This window comes from Pseudomonas sp. MB-090624 (assembly GCF_003205245.1).
GTDB lineage: Bacteria > Pseudomonadota > Gammaproteobacteria > Pseudomonadales > Pseudomonadaceae > Aquipseudomonas > Aquipseudomonas juntendi.
Map to the genome: position 1 here is coordinate 24909 of NZ_QJRK01000013.1, position 15873 is coordinate 40781.

The 15873-nt window shown below is 63.6% G+C and carries 20 protein-coding genes; 9 read left to right on the forward strand and 11 right to left on the reverse strand.

Features of this window, described 5'->3' with window-relative positions; genetic code table 11:
- The first annotated feature begins 41 nt into the window (after positions 1-41).
- Entirely contained in the window at positions 42-1829 is a 1788-nt protein-coding gene (locus DMX12_RS09445) for a thiamine pyrophosphate-requiring protein (protein WP_110677212.1), read from the forward strand.
- Positions 1830-1907: 78 nt separating this feature from the next.
- On the opposite strand, the gene xth is transcribed toward DMX12_RS09445, so the two are convergent.
- The 3 genes from xth to DMX12_RS09460 form a co-directional block, all read right to left on the reverse strand.
- Positions 1908-2702, reverse strand: coding sequence for an exodeoxyribonuclease III (xth, locus tag DMX12_RS09450; protein WP_110677214.1), 795 nt, complete (start codon positions 2700-2702; stop codon positions 1908-1910).
- Positions 2699-2941 (reverse strand): hypothetical protein, encoded by a 243-nt coding sequence (locus tag DMX12_RS09455; protein ID WP_110677216.1) that lies wholly within the window; start codon positions 2939-2941, stop codon positions 2699-2701. Before DMX12_RS09455 ends, xth begins: the two co-directional genes overlap by 4 nt.
- A gap of 178 nt (positions 2942-3119) precedes the next feature.
- The gene (locus tag DMX12_RS09460) at positions 3120-3392 is read right to left on the reverse strand and encodes a PepSY domain-containing protein (protein ID WP_047149911.1); all 273 of its coding nucleotides are present in this window, start codon (positions 3390-3392) and stop codon (positions 3120-3122) included.
- A 178-nt stretch (positions 3393-3570) separates the two neighbouring features.
- Between DMX12_RS09460 and DMX12_RS09465 the strand changes: the two genes are divergently transcribed.
- The gene (locus DMX12_RS09465; RefSeq protein ID WP_054903842.1) at positions 3571-4110 is read left to right on the forward strand and encodes a type 1 glutamine amidotransferase domain-containing protein; all 540 of its coding nucleotides are present in this window, start codon (positions 3571-3573) and stop codon (positions 4108-4110) included.
- Between the two features lie 73 nt (positions 4111-4183).
- Here DMX12_RS09465 and DMX12_RS09470 read toward each other — a convergent pair whose 3' ends face one another.
- Positions 4184-5071, reverse strand: a complete 888-nt coding sequence (locus tag DMX12_RS09470) for a MerR family transcriptional regulator (protein WP_110677219.1) — start codon at positions 5069-5071, stop codon at positions 4184-4186.
- A 153-nt stretch (positions 5072-5224) separates the two neighbouring features.
- On the opposite strand from DMX12_RS09470, the gene DMX12_RS09475 reads away from it, so the two are divergent.
- The 7 genes from DMX12_RS09475 to DMX12_RS09505 all read left to right on the forward strand — a co-directional run bounded on the left by DMX12_RS09475 (position 5225) and on the right by DMX12_RS09505 (position 10725).
- On the forward strand, positions 5225-5671 hold the full coding sequence (locus tag DMX12_RS09475; RefSeq protein ID WP_054903840.1) for a PAS sensor domain-containing protein: 447 nt from the start codon (positions 5225-5227) through the stop codon (positions 5669-5671).
- Between the two features lie 100 nt (positions 5672-5771).
- Positions 5772-6194, forward strand: a complete 423-nt coding sequence (locus tag DMX12_RS09480; protein WP_029887149.1) for a nuclear transport factor 2 family protein — start codon at positions 5772-5774, stop codon at positions 6192-6194.
- Positions 6191-6943 carry an SDR family NAD(P)-dependent oxidoreductase gene (locus DMX12_RS09485; protein ID WP_110677220.1) on the forward strand — a complete coding sequence of 251 codons (753 nt, stop codon included), beginning with the start codon at positions 6191-6193 and terminating at the stop codon, positions 6941-6943. The genes DMX12_RS09480 and DMX12_RS09485 overlap by 4 nt, the downstream gene beginning before the upstream one ends.
- 3 nt (positions 6944-6946) lie before the next feature.
- On the forward strand, positions 6947-8194 hold the full coding sequence (locus tag DMX12_RS09490; RefSeq protein WP_110677222.1) for an NAD(P)/FAD-dependent oxidoreductase: 1248 nt from the start codon (positions 6947-6949) through the stop codon (positions 8192-8194).
- Positions 8191-9000 (forward strand): DUF1365 domain-containing protein, encoded by an 810-nt coding sequence (locus tag DMX12_RS09495; RefSeq protein WP_054903837.1) that lies wholly within the window; start codon positions 8191-8193, stop codon positions 8998-9000. Before DMX12_RS09490 ends, DMX12_RS09495 begins: the two co-directional genes overlap by 4 nt.
- Positions 8975-10237, forward strand: coding sequence for a cyclopropane-fatty-acyl-phospholipid synthase family protein (locus DMX12_RS09500; protein ID WP_110677223.1), 1263 nt, complete (start codon positions 8975-8977; stop codon positions 10235-10237). Before DMX12_RS09495 ends, DMX12_RS09500 begins: the two co-directional genes overlap by 26 nt.
- Complete coding sequence (locus DMX12_RS09505; RefSeq protein WP_110677306.1) at positions 10237-10725, forward strand: DUF2878 domain-containing protein; 489 nt, start codon at positions 10237-10239, stop codon at positions 10723-10725. The genes DMX12_RS09500 and DMX12_RS09505 overlap by 1 nt, the downstream gene beginning before the upstream one ends.
- Here the strand turns inward: DMX12_RS09505 and DMX12_RS09510 are convergent.
- From DMX12_RS09510 to DMX12_RS09540, 7 genes are all read right to left on the reverse strand, one after another.
- Complete coding sequence (locus DMX12_RS09510; protein WP_080709259.1) at positions 10666-10845, reverse strand: DUF2256 domain-containing protein; 180 nt, start codon at positions 10843-10845, stop codon at positions 10666-10668. The two genes, DMX12_RS09505 and DMX12_RS09510, sit on opposite strands and share 60 nt — an antisense overlap.
- Positions 10842-12368: a cryptochrome/photolyase family protein gene (locus DMX12_RS09515; RefSeq protein WP_110677308.1), complete on the reverse strand. Its 1527-nt coding sequence runs from the start codon at positions 12366-12368 to the stop codon at positions 10842-10844. The genes DMX12_RS09510 and DMX12_RS09515 overlap by 4 nt, the downstream gene beginning before the upstream one ends.
- A gap of 8 nt (positions 12369-12376) precedes the next feature.
- Positions 12377-12682 carry a DUF6482 family protein gene (locus DMX12_RS09520; RefSeq protein ID WP_054912788.1) on the reverse strand — a complete coding sequence of 102 codons (306 nt, stop codon included), beginning with the start codon at positions 12680-12682 and terminating at the stop codon, positions 12377-12379.
- Entirely contained in the window at positions 12679-13221 is a 543-nt protein-coding gene (locus DMX12_RS09525; protein ID WP_029887143.1) for a DUF3833 domain-containing protein, read from the reverse strand. The genes DMX12_RS09520 and DMX12_RS09525 overlap by 4 nt, the downstream gene beginning before the upstream one ends.
- Position 13222: 1 nt before the next feature.
- Positions 13223-13765, reverse strand: coding sequence for a chalcone isomerase family protein (locus tag DMX12_RS09530; RefSeq protein ID WP_110677225.1), 543 nt, complete (start codon positions 13763-13765; stop codon positions 13223-13225).
- A gap of 83 nt (positions 13766-13848) precedes the next feature.
- Positions 13849-15213 (reverse strand): sensor histidine kinase, encoded by a 1365-nt coding sequence (locus DMX12_RS09535; RefSeq protein WP_110677227.1) that lies wholly within the window; start codon positions 15211-15213, stop codon positions 13849-13851.
- Positions 15210-15872 (reverse strand): response regulator, encoded by a 663-nt coding sequence (locus DMX12_RS09540; protein ID WP_110677229.1) that lies wholly within the window; start codon positions 15870-15872, stop codon positions 15210-15212. Before DMX12_RS09540 ends, DMX12_RS09535 begins: the two co-directional genes overlap by 4 nt.
- Between the last annotated feature and the right edge of the window lies 1 nt (position 15873).

Below are 15873 nucleotides of genomic sequence, written 5' to 3' on the forward strand. Positions count from 1 at the left end.
CTCAGTCCAGACCCCTATCGATCACGCCTAGGGGTAACATGATGAGCAGCACAGTAGGTGACTTTCTGGTGGAGCGTCTGTACCAATGGGGTGTGCGGCGTATTTTTGGCTACCCTGGCGACGGTATCAACGGGGTGTTCGGTGCCTTGCGGCGGGCTGAGGGCAAGATCCAGTTCGTGCAGGCACGCCATGAGGAAATGGCTGCATTCATGGCCAGTGCACACGCCAAGTTCACCGGTGAACTTGGCGTGTGCATCGCAACTTCCGGCCCAGGCGCTTCGCACCTGCTGACGGGCTTGTATGACGCGCGCATGGATCACCAGCCGGTTCTGGCGATTGTCGGCCAGCAGGCGCGCGACGCGCTCGGCGGGCACTATCAGCAGGAGCTCGACCTGGTGTCGATGTTCAAGGACGTTGCCGGGGCCTTCGTGCAGCAGGCGTCTACCCCAGCGCAAGTGCGGCACCTGCTTGACCGCGCGGTACGCACTGCCGTCGGCGAGCGCCGGGTTACCGCTGTCATTCTTCCCAATGACTTGCAGGACCTGCCTTATGAGGACCCACCGCGGGCCCACGGCACCGTGCACTCCGGCGTTGGCTACAGCAAGCCCAAGGTGGTGCCGTTCGCAGCCGACCTGCAGCGCGCCGCCGAGGTGCTGAACGCGGGGCGCAAGGTGGCGATACTGGTGGGGGCAGGCGCGCTGCAGGCCAGCGAACAGGTGGTGGCGGTGGCTGAAGCACTGGGCGCTGGCGTGGCCAAGGCGCTGTTGGGCAAGGCGGTATTGCCCGACGACCTGCCGTGGGTGACCGGGGCGATAGGCCTGCTAGGCACCGAGCCCAGTGCGCACCTGATGAACGAATGCGACACTTTGCTGATGATCGGTTCCGGCTTCCCCTACGCCGAATTCATGCCCAAGGAAGGCCAGGCCCGTGGCGTGCAGATCGACCTGCAGCCGGACATGCTCAGCTTGCGCTACCCGATGGAAGTCAACCTGGTGGGGGATGCCAGCGAAACACTGCAGGCCCTGCTGCCGCTACTGGAGCACAAGACCGATCGGCGCTGGCGGGCCAAGGTCGAAGGCTGGCGCGGCAAGTGGGACAAGACCTTGGCCAAGCGGGCCATGGCCAAGGCAGACCCCATCAACCCGCAGCGGGTCGTTCACGAACTTTCCCCACGCCTGCCCGACCATGCCATTGTCACCAGCGACTCCGGTTCCTGCGCCAACTGGTATGCCCGCGACCTCATGGTGCGCCAAGGCATGCAGTGTTCGTTGTCAGGGGGCCTGGCGAGCATGGGCGCGGCGGTACCTTATGCCATCGCCGCCAAGTTCGCCCACCCGCAGCGTGGCGTGGTCGCGCTGGTAGGTGACGGCGCGATGCAGATGAGCAACCTGGCCGAGCTGATTACCGTTGCCAAGTACTGGCAGCAATGGGACAACCCCCAGTGGATCTGCGCGGTGTTCAACAACGAAGACCTCAACCAGGTCACCTGGGAACAACGGGTCATGGAAGGCGACCCGAAGTTCGAGGCTTCACAGTCAATTCCTGATGTGCCTTATCACCTGTTCGCCATCTCCATCGGCCTGCAGGGTATCTACGTGGAGCGGGAGGAGGATATCGCCGACGCGTGGGAGCGGGCGCTGGCGGCTGACCGGCCTGTGCTGATCGAGTTCAAGACCGACCCGAATGTGCCTCCCCTGCCCCCGCACATCAAGTTGGAGCAGGCCAGGAACTTCGCCAGCAGCCTGCTCAAGGGCGACCCTGACCAGGCCGGGGTCATCGTGCAGGCGGCCAAACAGGTGCTCAGCACGGTGCTGCCGGGCAAGAAGTAACGCACCACGTGACTGCGCTACCGGAATAGGCCTCGGCTGTTCCGGTAGCCACCGAGGCACAGCGCTTTGCCCGTTGCCTCAGTTGCGGCGGCGGCCGCCCAATTCGACCCACACAGGGGCGTGATCGCTGGCCTTGGCCTCATTGCGCACCCAGGCATCTACCCCCGCCCCTTTCAGGTAAGGGGAGAGCTCGCGGTTGAGCAGCAGGTGGTCGATGCGCAGCCCGGCGTTACGTGCCCAGTGGTTGCGGAAGTAATCCCAGAAGGTGTACACGCGCTCGTCCGGGTACAGGTGGCGAACGGCATCCGTCCAACCTTGCGTCAGCAGACGCTCGAAACAGGCACGGGACTCTGGCTGCAACAAGGCATCCTTGAGCCAGGAACGTGTGTCGTAAATGTCCAGGTCCGTGGGCACCACGTTGAAATCACCCGCCAGGAGCGCTGGGTGCCCATTGGCATACAGCGTTTGCGCATGCTGGATCAGGCATTCGAACCAGCGCAACTTGTAATCGAATTTCGGCCCAGGCTGCGGATTACCGTTGGGCAGATACAAGCATCCGACCAGCACCCCATGCGCCGCTGCTTCCAGGTAACGGCTCTGGGTGTCGTCCTCCATGCCTGGCAAGCCACGTCGCACCTCTAGCGGCTCGCTGTCACGCGCCAGAATGGCCACGCCGTTCCAGGCGGGCTGGCCCTGATAAAGACTGCCGTAACCTGCAGCCTCGATCTCCTGACGCGGAAACTTGTGATCAGCAGCCTTCAATTCCTGCAGGCAGGCGATGTCGGGCCGTTCGCGCTTCAACCACTCCAGCAATGCGGGCAAGCGGCTGCTGATACCATTGATGTTGAAGGTCGCGATGCGGAGGTTTTTCATGCGTCAGGGTCATTCACGTGGGCCTGAACTGCGTCTTCCAGCGCTCGCACATGGGCTTCGTCGGCCAGTGCCTTGAGCGCCAGCCAGTCGTCCCAGCCGAGGGTGCCATCGTCGCGCAGGGCCTCGGCGGTGCGCAGCAGTTCATGGTGGTAGGCGTCTGGCGATTCGCTGCGGTAACTGACGTCGTCGTACTGCGCGTACCACGCTGCCAGTTCGGGAATGCTGCGTTCGATACTCATGGCGCTGCCCTCGCTCAATCATTATGGGTGAGAGCACCTCGAGCGCGCGATGTTCAGTCCGGGTACATCGGCGGTAGAGCGCGGCCGGCCACTGCACAACAGAACGGCGCAGGAACCAGCCCCAAAAAAAACCCGTGCTCCAGGCACGGGCCGCTCAGTGAGCAACACCCGCTCTGGATCAGTTATCCAGTTCGTCCTTGACGACCTTGCCGTCGCGCGGATCGACCTTGAACTCGTACTGCTTGCCATCGGCTTTGATGCCCTCACCTTCCCAATGGCCGTCATCGGCCTCGATCTTGGTGATTTGCGTGTAGCCAGCGCCCTTCAGCGTCGCTTCCGCCTGGTCTTTGCTCACCTTCCAGTCAGCACCAGGCTGGTCCGCCCACGCCGCCGTACTGCCCAGCGCGGTCGCCAGCGCCAGGCCAGTGAACAGTCGAGTCATTGTCTTCATCGCCAACATCCTTTTTCATGAAAGTTAGCGGTACGACTGGCGGCCGCACCTCAGCGTTCAGTTTTGTTTCGGGGGGATGGATGCGATGTCATCAGCCAGCACCGCCGGTGAATTGCGTTGGAACTTCGCGGCGGGACGATGGCCTCCTTCTCAGGCCTATCGAAAACGGAGAATCACGATGTACGACAAACTGAATGGCAAACGCGTGGCATTCCTGGTGACTGACGGTTTTGAACAGGTCGAGTTGACCGGCCCACGTGAAGCCCTGGAACAAACAGGCGCGGTGGTCGATATCCTGAGCGAAAAGGACGGCACGGTACGCGGCTGGAACCATGACAAACCGGCTGACGAGTTTACCGTGGATGCCACCTTCGACAGCGCGCAGGTGGACCTGTACGACGCCATTGTGTTGCCGGGCGGGGTGCAGAACTCCGATACCATCCGCCTGATCGAGGGCGCGCAAGCACTGGTGAAAAGCCACGCTGCGGCAAACAAGCCACTGGCAGTGATCTGCCACGGGGCCTGGCTGCTGATATCGGCGGGCCTGGTAAAGGGCAAGCGGATGACCAGCTACCAGACCTTGCAGGACGATATTCGCAACGCCGGGGGCGAGTGGGTGGATGAGAAGGTGGTGGTAGACGGCCACCTGATCAGCAGCCGCAAGCCGGACGATATCCCGGCCTTCAACGATCAGTTGATCAAAGCACTGAGCGAATGAACCGCGTCAGCCAAGGCAGGCTGAGGTCGCGTTGATGCTGTGAGTTTTGCGCACCCGGTCCTGCAGCGGGTGCTCAAAGCTCCAACCGGCCTGCCAGCAAGGCACTCAGCACCCCGGCAAGGTCATCGCCATGTTCATCCAGCAGCCGCAAGGGTATGCCTTGCAAGACCGATTGTGACCCGGCGAGGTCCGCACCGACCAACGCCAGCGGGCACGCGACATCCATCTGCAAGGCGCGCAGTTGGCGGGCCAGTGTTGCGCTCACCGAGCCCTGTACGGCAATCACCAACGCTGCAGGCTGCACGGCGGCGCAGACCAGCGCCAGCTCTTCCAGTGGCTGATCACAGCCAAGCACGTCAATGCGCTGTTGCTCGCTGCTCAGCAACAGACCGGTGCACAGCAACTGCGCTTCAGCATGCCCTTCAGTGCCCGCCATGATCACGCGCGGCGCATTGGCCTGGTTCATCTGCAGGCGCATCAGGAGGCGCGCACGCAAGAAATTATCGAAGAACACCCATTGGCTGCGTTGGCCGAAGGCTCGCCCGGCGGCCAGTTGCTGCCAGACCGGCATCAGCACTTCGCGCAGCACCGTCGCCTTGGGCAACAACGTGAACAACTGGCCATGCAGCGCATCCAGCGCTTGGGCATCGAACGCCTGGGTAGCACGCAGCAGCGCTGCGCGCCATTCGGCAAAGGCCGAATCCGACTGCATGGCGGCTTTCGGCTGGGCGGCGAGGCGCTCACCGACCTTGCTGATCGGCAGCCCATGGTTGGTCCAGTGCAGAATGTCGCGGATACGCTGCACATCCTCGGCCGTGTACAGCCGGTGACCACCGTCGGTGCGCTGCGGGCGGAGCAAGCCGTGGCGCCGCTCCCAGGCGCGCAGGGTCACCGGGTTGATGCCCGTCAGGGTAACCACATCGCGCATGGGCAGCAGGTCGGCTTGAGTAGTATCAGTCATTGCACGGGTCGTCCGGGAAGTGCCCCATTCTAAACCGATACACACCTTCTGCGCAGTGCCGAACTGGGTCATCATGCAGCAAACTGCGCGCGAAGCCCTGCACAGAGGCTACGCTGCGCTTACTGAACATGACATTTGCGTAGGTAGCGCTACATGATCACTGCAAAACTCCTGCAACTGATGGTCGAGCAATCCAACGACGGCATCGTCGTAGCCGAGCAGGAAGGCGAAGACAGCATCCTCATCTATGCCAACACAGCTTTCGAGCGGCTGACGGGCTACCAGGCCAGGGACATCCTGTACCAGGACTGCCGCTTCTTGCAGGGCGCCGACCATGACCAGGAAGCCGTACAGCGCATCCGCGAGGCGATACGTGACGGCAAGCCGTGCCGGGAAGTCCTGCGCAACTACCGCAAGGATGGCAGCCCGTTCTGGAACGAATTGTCCATCAGCCCAGTGTTCAACCAGGCGGATCAACTGACCTACTACATCGGCATTCAGCACGATGTTTCCCGGCAGGTAGAGGCCGAGGCGCGGATCAAGGCGCTGGAAGCCGAGGTCGCTGAACTGCGGCAGCAGTTGGCGCAACGCGAAAGCTGAAATAGCTATACAAAAACTTTGACTTGTACAATTTTTGTCGTAGGCTTCGAGTATACCTGTACAACAATCGGGTGTTGTACAGGATTGTCCGGAGCCGAGCATGTCCGCTTACCTGCAGCAGTTCGCCGAACGCTTTGCCCACCTTGACGTGGACAGCCTCGATTCACTGAACACCCTGTACAGCGAAGACGTTGTCTTCCGCGACCCCCTGCATCAAATTCACGGGCTCGACGCCCTGCAGGCCTATTTCGCCCAGTTGTACGCCAATGCCCGCGATATCCGCTATGCCTTCGCCGCGGCGGACGAGGTGCTACCTGGCCAGGGTTACCTGCGCTGGACCCTCGAGTTTCGTCACCCACGGCTGGCACGGGGGGCACCGATAACGGTGCAAGGCTGCAGTTTTCTGCAGTGGCGTGACCGCGTCCATTTCCACCAGGATTTCTTCGACGCGGGCGCCCTGTTGTATGAGCACGTTCCACTGATGGGCGGGGCCATTCGCTGGCTCAAAGGCAGGCTGGCATGAGCCGCTGCTGGTTGACAGGCGCTAGCAGCGGCCTTGGCGCAGCCCTTGCGCAAGCGCTGCTGGAACAAGGGCACCAGATCGCGTTGGGTGGCCGTCGCAGCCAGGCACTGCTGCCGTTGGCCGAGCGGTATCCGGGGCAGGTGCTGTTGGCCGAGGGCGACATTGCCGACGCTGCACAAGTGGCACAAATGGCCGCCCGCATCGAGCAAGCCTGGGGTGGGCTGGACATGGCGGTCTTCAATGCAGGCACTTGTGAATACCTGGAGCCCGGCCACTTCGACCCGGCGCTTGTCGAACGCGTGGTACGCACCAACCTGCTGGGCGTGAGCAACTGCCTGGCCGCCGCCCTGCCCTTGCTGCGGGCAGGCGTGCGCCCGCACCTGGTGGTGGTCGGCAGTTCGGTAACCTGGCTGGCCTTGCCCCGTGCCGGGGCCTACGGGGCGTCCAAGGCAGCCGTGCGTTACCTGGTGGAGTCGCAGCGGATCGACCTGGCACGCGAGGGTATCGACATGACGTTGGTCAGCCCGGGCTTTGTCGATACGCCGTTGACCCGCCGCAACGACTTCCCCATGCCGCAACTGTGGTCTGCCGAGCGCGCGGCACAACATATTGCCAAGCGCTTGCCCCGGCGCCCGCTTGAAATCAACTTCCCGAGCCTTTTCACCTGGGGCCTGCGTGTGCTCGGGGCCCTGCCCCCGCGTCTGCGCCTGGCCCTGGGCCTGCGCTTGGCCCGCCACGAACAGGACTGACCCATGCGCATCGCCATTATTGGAAGCGGCATTGCCGGCCTCACCTGTGCCTACCTGCTCTCCCGTCGCCACGCGGTCACGGTGTTCGAAGCCGCGAGCTGGGTCGGCGGCCACACCCACACCGTGGACGTGGACTGGGCAGGCGAGCGCTATACCATCGATACTGGCTTCATCGTGTTCAACGACTGGACCTACCCGAACTTCATTCGCTTGCTCGAGCAACTGGATGTGGGCTCACAACCCACGCAGATGAGCTTCTCCGTAAACGACCCACTCAGCGGCCTGGAATACAATGGTCATAGCCTCGACACCCTGTTCGCACAACGCAGCAACCTGCTGTCACCGGGTTTCTGGGGGATGCTGCGCGAAATCCTGCGCTTCAACCGGCAGGCTATCGCCGACCTGGATGCAGGGCGAATAGACGATCACACCACGCTGGGCAGCTATCTTCAGGCGCAAGGCTACGGGCAACGTTTTGTCGATCACTACGTGGTGCCCATGGGCTCGGCGATCTGGTCGATGTCCCGGGCCGACATGCTGGCTTTTCCGTTGCAGTTCTTCGTGCGCTTTTGCCGCAACCACGGCCTGCTGTCGGTCAATCAGCGGCCGCAATGGCGGGTGATAGAAGGTGGTTCGCGCAGCTATATCGGCCCGCTGAGCCGGCGGTTTGCCGAACAGGTACGGCTTGACTGCAAGGTTCACCGGGTCGACCGAGACCAGGGTGGGGTGACCCTGCACAGCGCTGCCGGCACCGAGCGCTTCGACAAAGTGGTATTCGCCTGTCACAGCGACCAGGCCCTTGCCCTGCTGCAGGCACCGAGTACACAGGAACAGGCAGTACTGGGCGCCATCGGCTACGCCGACAATGATGTGGTGCTGCACACCGACACCCGCCTGCTGCCCCGCCGGCGCAAAGCCTGGGCCAGTTGGAACTACCGCCTGGCCGGCGACGGTCAGGCACCGGCCGCGCTGACCTACAACATGAATATCCTGCAAGGCCTGCAGGCGCCGGTGACGTTCTGCGTGAGCCTGAACCAGACCGCCCTGATCGACCCCGCCCAGATCATCGCCCGCTTCAGTTACGCCCACCCGCAATACAGCCTGGCGGCGCTGGCCGCACAGGCCCGGCATGCGCAGCTGCAAGGCGGTCAGCACAGCTATTTCTGCGGGGCCTACTGGGGCAACGGCTTTCACGAGGACGGCGTCACCAGCGCGCTGCAGGTGGCCAGCCATTTCGGGGAACAGCTATGAACAGCGGTCTGTGCCTGGGCTGGCTCAGCCACCGGCGCCTGAGCCCGCGGCCGCACGCCTTCCGCTACCAAGTCGGCATGTTCTACCTGGACTTGGACGAGCAAGCCTGGCTGATGACCCTGTCGCGCTGGTTACGGCGCTCGCGCCTGGCGCCGCTGAGCTTCCGTGAAACCGATTACCTGCCGGCCTTTACCGGCCAAGGGCAATCGCTGGCCGGCGCCGCGCGGCGGTTGGTGGGCCGAGCCACGGGCCAGGTGCCGGAAGGGCCGGTACGCCTGCTGACCCAGCTGCGTTGCTGGGGACTGGCGTTCAACCCGGTGAGTTTCTACTTCTGCCACGACCGCGATGGGCACCTGGCGGCAATCCTGCTGGAAGTACGCAACACCCCTTGGCGAGAGCGCTTCCACTATGTGCTGCCCGTACAGGGCGGGCTGGCGCAGCCGTTCGCGGTGAACAAGGCCTTTCACGTGTCGCCGTTCATGCCGCTGGACATGGACTACCGCTTGCGCTTCCACCTCGACGAGAGCCGGGTGCGCATCCACATGGAAAACTGGCAAAGCGGCCACAAGGTCTTCGAAGCCGACCTGGCACTACGGCGCCAACCCTTGGACCGTCCCGCCTTGCACCGCTACATCCTGGCCTTCCCCTGGATGAGCCTGCGCACCCTGACGGGCATCTACTGGCAAGCCCTGCGCCTGTTCTGCAAGCGCACGCCTATTCACGACCACACCGCCAGCCAGGGCGACCTGGCACTTGGCCAACCTTGCGAGGACTCCGATCATGTCCAATCCCACCCTGAGCGTTAGCAAGTCAGCAGGCATCGCCCCTTGGTTGGGCGCGCTGGCGCGCAACGCTGTGCTGGCACAGCTGGGCAAGTTGCGCCATGGCCACCTGCGTGTGCTCTGCCATGGGCAACAATGGGCCTTCGGTGATGCCGCCAGTGCCCTGCAGGCGGAGGTGGAAATTCTCGATGATGCTGCCTGGAACCTGCTGGCGAGCAATGGTTCGATCGGTGCCGGTGAGGGCTATATCCATGGTTACTGGCGCAGCCCGGACCTGGCCCTGGTCACGCGGTTGTTCGTCGCCAACCTCGAGGTGCTCGACGCCCTGGAAGGGGGCCTGGCGCGGTTGGGCCGGCCCGCCCTGCGCCTGCTGCACCGGCTCAACCGCAACAGCAAGCGCGGTGCGCGACGCAACATACTGGCCCACTATGACTTGGGCAACGCGCTGTTCGAACAGCTGCTGGACCCGACCATGATGTACTCGGCTGCCCAGTTCGAGCACCCCGACCAACCCCTTGAACAGGCCCAGCTTCGCAAGCTGCAGCGCATCTGCGAGAAGCTTGAACTGGGCCCGGAAGACCACCTGCTGGAGATCGGCACTGGCTGGGGCAGCCTTGCCATCCATGCTGCCAGCCATCATGGTTGCCGGGTCACCACCACCACCCTGTCCCAGGCGCAATACAGCCATACCCTGCAACGGGTCAAAGACCTGGGGCTGGAGCGGCAGATCACCGTGCTGCAGGAGGACTACCGCGACCTGCGCGGGACATTCGACAAGCTGGTCTCGATCGAGATGATCGAGGCTGTAGGCCACCGCTACCTGCCCACGTACTTCCGCCAGTGTGGATCGTTGCTCAAGCCCGATGGCCTGATGCTGATCCAGGCGATCACCATTCGCGACCAGCGCTATGCCCAGGCACGGCGCTCGGTGGACTTCATCCAGCGCTATATTTTCCCCGGCGGCGCCCTGCCCTCGCTCAGCGTGCTGGTCGATACGGCCAGCCGCCAGACAGCGCTGAACCTGGTTCACATGGAGGATTTCGGTGTCGACTACGCCCTGACGCTGCGGCACTGGCACGACAACCTGAAGCAATCGCGCGCGGCGCTCGCGGCGTTGGGTTATGACGAGACGTTCCAGCGCCTGTGGGAGTTTTATCTGTGCTACTGCCAGGGCGGTTTCGAGGAGCGTGCCATTGGCGTGGCGCAGCTGTTGTGGGCGGCGCCGAACGCGCGTCGCGCGCCACTGCCTGTACCAGCGTGATGGTTACCCGCGGCCAGATTGCCAATGCGCTGTGGCTGCAATTGGGCTGGTGGTTGTGCATATGGGGTGCCAGCACACCTTGGGTGCTGATGTGGGTGCCTTTGGGGCTGGCGCTGCACCTATGGACATGCACACAACCGCGGGCAGAAGCTTGGGCGCTGTTACGCGTGACCATGGCTGGGTGCCTGCTGGACAGCCTGCTAGGCAGCCTTGGTGTATTTGATTTTCACGCCTGGCCGCTGCCCCTATGGCTGGCATCGATGTGGTTGGTGCTGGCCAGCGGTTTGCGCCATAGCCTGGCCTGGGCAGGCCGGCCGTTTTTGCGCGGTGCCGTGGTCGGCGCGGTTGCCGGCCCCATGGCGTATCTGGGCGGCGCCAAGCTGGCCGATGTCGCGCTGCCCCTGGGGCCTTTGGCAACCACCCTGGTTCTAGTGCCGATCTGGGCCTTGGCCCTGCCCTTGCTGGTGCGCTTGGCTGCGTGGCGCTGAGCGGCGGCAGCGCTCGGAACAATAACGCACCTCGTCCCAGCAACGCGCCCAGCGCTTGCGCCAGGTGAATGGCCGGCCACACACCACGCACACCTTGCTTGGCAGGTTTTGCTTCTTCACAGCGGCCTGCCTGCATCCAGCTCGGCGAGCAACTGCTCGCCACGTTGCCACACACCATCACGGCGCGCGGCAGCCATCCGGTCGAGGTTGCGGTAGACCATTGCCAGGCGCGGGTTGGCCGACAGGCGTTGACGGTGGCGCATAAGAAAATGCCAGTACAGCGCATTGAACGGGCAGGCATCGCCTTCCACCACCTTGTCTACCCGATAGCTGCAGGCCTTGCAGTGGTCGGACATCCGCTGGATGTAGCGCCCACTGGCGCAATACGGTTTGGAGCCCAGGTAGCCACCGTCGGCATGCATCACCATGCCAAGCGTGTTGGGCAGTTCGACCCAGTCGAATGCGTCGATGTAGACCGCCAGGTACCATTCACAGATAGCGGCAGGCGCGATGCCTGCCAACAGCGCGAAGTTGCCGGTCACCATCAGCCGCTGCACGTGGTGCGCGTACCCAAGCCGCAGCGTTTGCCCTATCGCTTGCGCCATGCAGCGCATGCGGGTGTTGCCGGTCCAGTAGAACTCGGGCAAGGCGCGGGCGTTGCCGAAGTGGTTCAATGTGGCGTAGTCGGGCATGCGCAGCCAATACACACCGCGGACATATTCACGCCAACCGATCAGTTGGCGGATGAAGCCTTCGGCGGCGTTGAGCGGCACCCTGCCTTCGCGCCAGGCCTGTTGCACGTCTTCGCACAACTGCCGCACATCGAGCAAGCCTATGTTCAGGGCCGCGCTGATGCGTGAATGGAAAAGATACGGCTCACCTTCGGCCATGGCGTCCTGGTAGTCACCGAATGCCGCCAGACCGAAGTCGAGAAAGTGCTGCCACAGCTCAAGCGCCTGCTGCTGGGTGACGGGGTACTCGAACCCGTCTATCTCGCCGTAGTGGTCGCCGAAGCGCTGGCGTACCAGCGCCATCACCGCCAGGGTAATGGTATCGGGCGTGAAGCGCGCCGCGAACGGAGCGCCCAGGTTGCGAGGCAGTGGTTTACGGTTTTCACTGTCGAAGTTCCAGGTGCCCCCGGCAGGGCTGCCATCGGGCTCCAGCAGCAGGCCGCACCGCTTGCGCATACCGCGATAGAAATGCTCCATGCGCAACTGCCGGCGACCCTCGGCCCAGCGCGCGAAGGCCTCACGCGAGCACAGGAAGCGAGTGTCGCGGTGCCACGTCAAGGGCAGCCCGGACTCGCGCAACGCGTGCTCGAGCCGCCACTCGCCACATTCGGTCAGGTCGATCTGCGCCGCGCCAAGCCGTTCGCGCCAGCGGCGCAGCTCACCGACGATGGTGCCGCTGTTTTCGCTGTCATCGATCGGTACGTAGTGCACTTGCCAGCCGCGCTCGCGCAGCGCCTGGGCAAAGTGGCGCATGGCGCTGAAAACGAGCACGATCTTTTGCGGGTGATGGGGCACATAGCGCGCCTCGCCCTCCACCTCTGCCATCAGGATAGCGTCCTGGGCAGGGTCCAGTGCCTTCAGGCTTGGCAGCTCCAGCGATAACTGGTCACCCAGCACCAGGCCTAGGCGCACGGGGCGGCCTACCACTGGCTGGCCAGGGTAATCGGCACGCGCAACGGTGCAATGGGGCCGTCACGTTGCCCGCACATCTCATCATGCACCGACTGCTGCACCAGCACGCATGGCACCTCGGCCATGTCAGCCAGCAAATCGCGCAGTTCGGTAGTGGAGCGCAGGCGCACAGGCTGCCCCTGCGCATCGCTCAAGGTAACCGGGCCGGTTGCGGTAATTGCACGCAAAACGTAGAAGCCACCTTCCAGCGACAGCACTTCAAGCTCTTCGATTTCGCCAGCATCCACGTGCTGGGCCAATGCATTCAGGTTCATGGCGTAGCCTCCGGCAGGCGGCGGAAGAACAGCGTGATCTGGCCGATCTCCACACCTAGTTTGCTCATGCTCGAGCGGTTGATCAGGGTGTCGTCATCCATCAGGTACATCCAGTCGTCCAGGTCCACCTCCCAGTGCTTGCCGTCCACCGGCAAGTCCAGCCGGTAGCGCCAGCGCAGCGCATTGCCCGCCACTTCGCCACGGGCCTCGCCGATCACGTCGCCGGCCGTGCCCCGCCAGCGCCCAGGCCCGTCCGGCACCAAGGTCCAAGTGCGCTGTTGGCGCGTGCCGTCGCTGTACACGAAGTGCTCGTCGAGAATCAGCCGCTCACCTTCTCGGCGGCTGTCGATGCGCACATGAAACCGCTTGACCACCTCGCCGGAACGCTTCTGGAACATGCCCCAGGCCTGAACCGGCCGGGAGAAGAACGCCGCCAGGTCGAGCTTGGGTTGCTCACCGGCATAATGCTCGACCCCCACGTTGCCGCAACTGCCCAACAGCAGGCAGCCAACCAGTAACAGCGCTTTGCCAACGTTCATGTCACGGCTCTCCGTCGGTGCCGGCCAGCCCGAGCAAGCGCTGCCGTAATTGTGGGTCCCTGGCATTCGGGCCAAGCCAGATGGCGAAGAATGCCCGTGCGAAGACAGGGTCGGTGATTTCGCGGCTGAGTTTGCCGTCAACGTAAAAACGGCAGCCTTGGCCCGGCAGGTAAACACCTGTTATGCGCATGCCAGGGTGCACGTCAACGAATGCCTGTTGCAGCAGCCCGGTCAGTTGCGCGCTGCGTTGTGCCGTCATGCCGCCCCCGTCGAGCCTGCGCATTTCTGCAAGGCTGGCTTCGACCAAAGTGTCTCTGGACAGCGAGCGGTGGTAACGCAGCTCCAGCGCGAACGGCTCATCCCAGCGCTGCACGGGGCCGGCCGCCCACAGCCGCGCACTGTACAAACGCAGGCCCCACCAGCTGAAATCGCCTTCACCCAGCCGTTGTGCGGCCGGCACATCCGAGCGCCAGTCCGCCACAGCCGCCGTGGCCAGAGCGGTCAGCAACAGACACAGGGATGTGAATCGGGCTGGGACTGCCATGCTGGCCTCGGCTGCCAGGACTAATATTGTACAAACATAGCAGCTTGTACAGATTTGTCACCCGCAATGTACAGCTTTTTGCATCAGTTCAAAGGCAGCCGCAGGGTTGCCGCCAAGCCCCCGCTCGGTCGATTCTCAAGGTGAACATGCCCGCCCAGGCGGTCAATGATGGTGACGACAATGGACAGCCCCAGCCCGGCACCGTTGGGGCTGTTACGGCTGTAGAAGCGCTCGAACACGCGCGCTATGTCAGCCGGCTCGATACCTGGCCCTTCATCCTCCACGATCAGCTCGAAACGGTTTTCCAGGCGCCTGAGCAGTACGCTGATGCGCCCTCCCGGGGGCGAATGCTCGACGGCGTTGGAAACCAGGTTCTGGAACGCGATGGTCAACGCACCGGCGTCGATGCCCAGGTGGTGATCACCCTCACCAATATCCAGCGATGGCTCCAGGCCGCGGTCGAGTATCCAGGGAGTCAGCTCGGCCATGGTGTCGGTGACCACCTCACCCAGGTCGACCTTGACCGCGGCGTGCTGGCCCAGGCGCGGCTCGACACGGGCCAGGGTCAGCAACTGGTTGACCACCCGAGTCAGCCGGTCCACACCGCCAATCAGAAAGCCCAGCGCCTTGTGCCGTTCGGCCTCGCTCGCGGCCTCGAGTGCGTTCTGGGCATGCAGGCGCAACACCGCCAGCGGCGTGCGCATTTCATGGGCGGCGTCGGCAATGAAGCGGTGTTCGCGCCGCAACATGTCTTCGATCTGCGCCAGCAGGCGGTTGATGGCCGCTTGCATGGGTTCCAGCTCCGAGGGCAATGGCGCCAGGCGCAAGGGTTCGAGTGAATCGGCGTGGCGTGCGCGAATGACCGTGGCCATGTTCTGCAAGGGGCGCAGCCCCCAGCCGATCGCCACCCAGACCAGCAACACCAGGGCCAGGCTGCCGAGCAGGAAGGGGAACAAGGTATGGCGCACGATCCGGTCGATCAGGTCGTAGCGCACATCATCACGTTCACCCACCCAGATGACCCAGTGCTTTTCCGGCACCGGTAACACGAAGCCGCGCCATTGCCGGTCACCACTGGAAAAGTCGTAGAACCCGGGTTCGGACGGCGGCAGCGACAGCTGCGGGGCACTGGGTGTATGCACCAGCAACACGCCCCCCTCACCCCATACCTGGAATGCCAGCTTGCTTTCGTAGGGGTGGCCAACCCGGTGGTGGCCGGCCTGGGCCAAGGCGTCGTTGAACGCCTGGTACATGGCCTCGCGCGAGCCGCCCTGGACCGGCAGGCTCATGACCCCCTGCAGCAGGCGGGCGTTCTGCGCCAGGTGGGCGTCGTACACTTCGTTGATCTCATGGCGACTGTCATGATAGTTGTACAGCGTAAGCAGGCCTGTCCCCAGCAGCAACAGCAGCATGACCCGCCACAACGTCCTTCGCCGCAACGAGGTCATGCCTTGCCCTCGACCAGGTAGCCAATGCCCCGCACCGTGCGGATCAGGCCGTTGTAGAGCTTTTTGCGCAGGTGGTAGATGTGCACTTCCAGGGTATTGCTCTCGGGCTCTTCATCCCAGCCATACAGCAGCTGGGTCAGGCGTTCGCGGGTGAACACCTTGCCCGGCTGCGCCAGCAATTCATGCAGCAAGCGGTATTCCTTGGGGGTCAATATCACTTCCAGCCCTTGGTAATGTACCTGCTGGGTAGCGGGGTCGAGCATGACCCCGGCATGCTCGATCGATACCTTGGCACGCCCGGCGCTGCGCCTGAGCAAAGCCCGCAAGCGGGCCTTCAGCTCGTTGAGGTCGAACGGCTTGACCAGGTAGTCGTCAGCGCCAGCATCCAGCCCGGCGATGCGATCATCCAGGGCGTCCCGCGCGGTGAGGATCAGTACCGGCAAGCTATTGCCAGCGCCTCTCACGCGCCGAAGCACCTCGATGCCATCCAGGCGCGGCAAGCCCAGGTCCAGGATGGCCAGGTCGAATGTTTCATGCAGCAGCGCGTGCACGCCATTCTGGCCGTCGCGCAACCAGTCGAGCGTATAACCCTCCTGGCGCAAGCCATCGCAGATCCCCTCCCCCAGTGCGGTATCGTCCTCAACCAGCAGTAGCCGCATG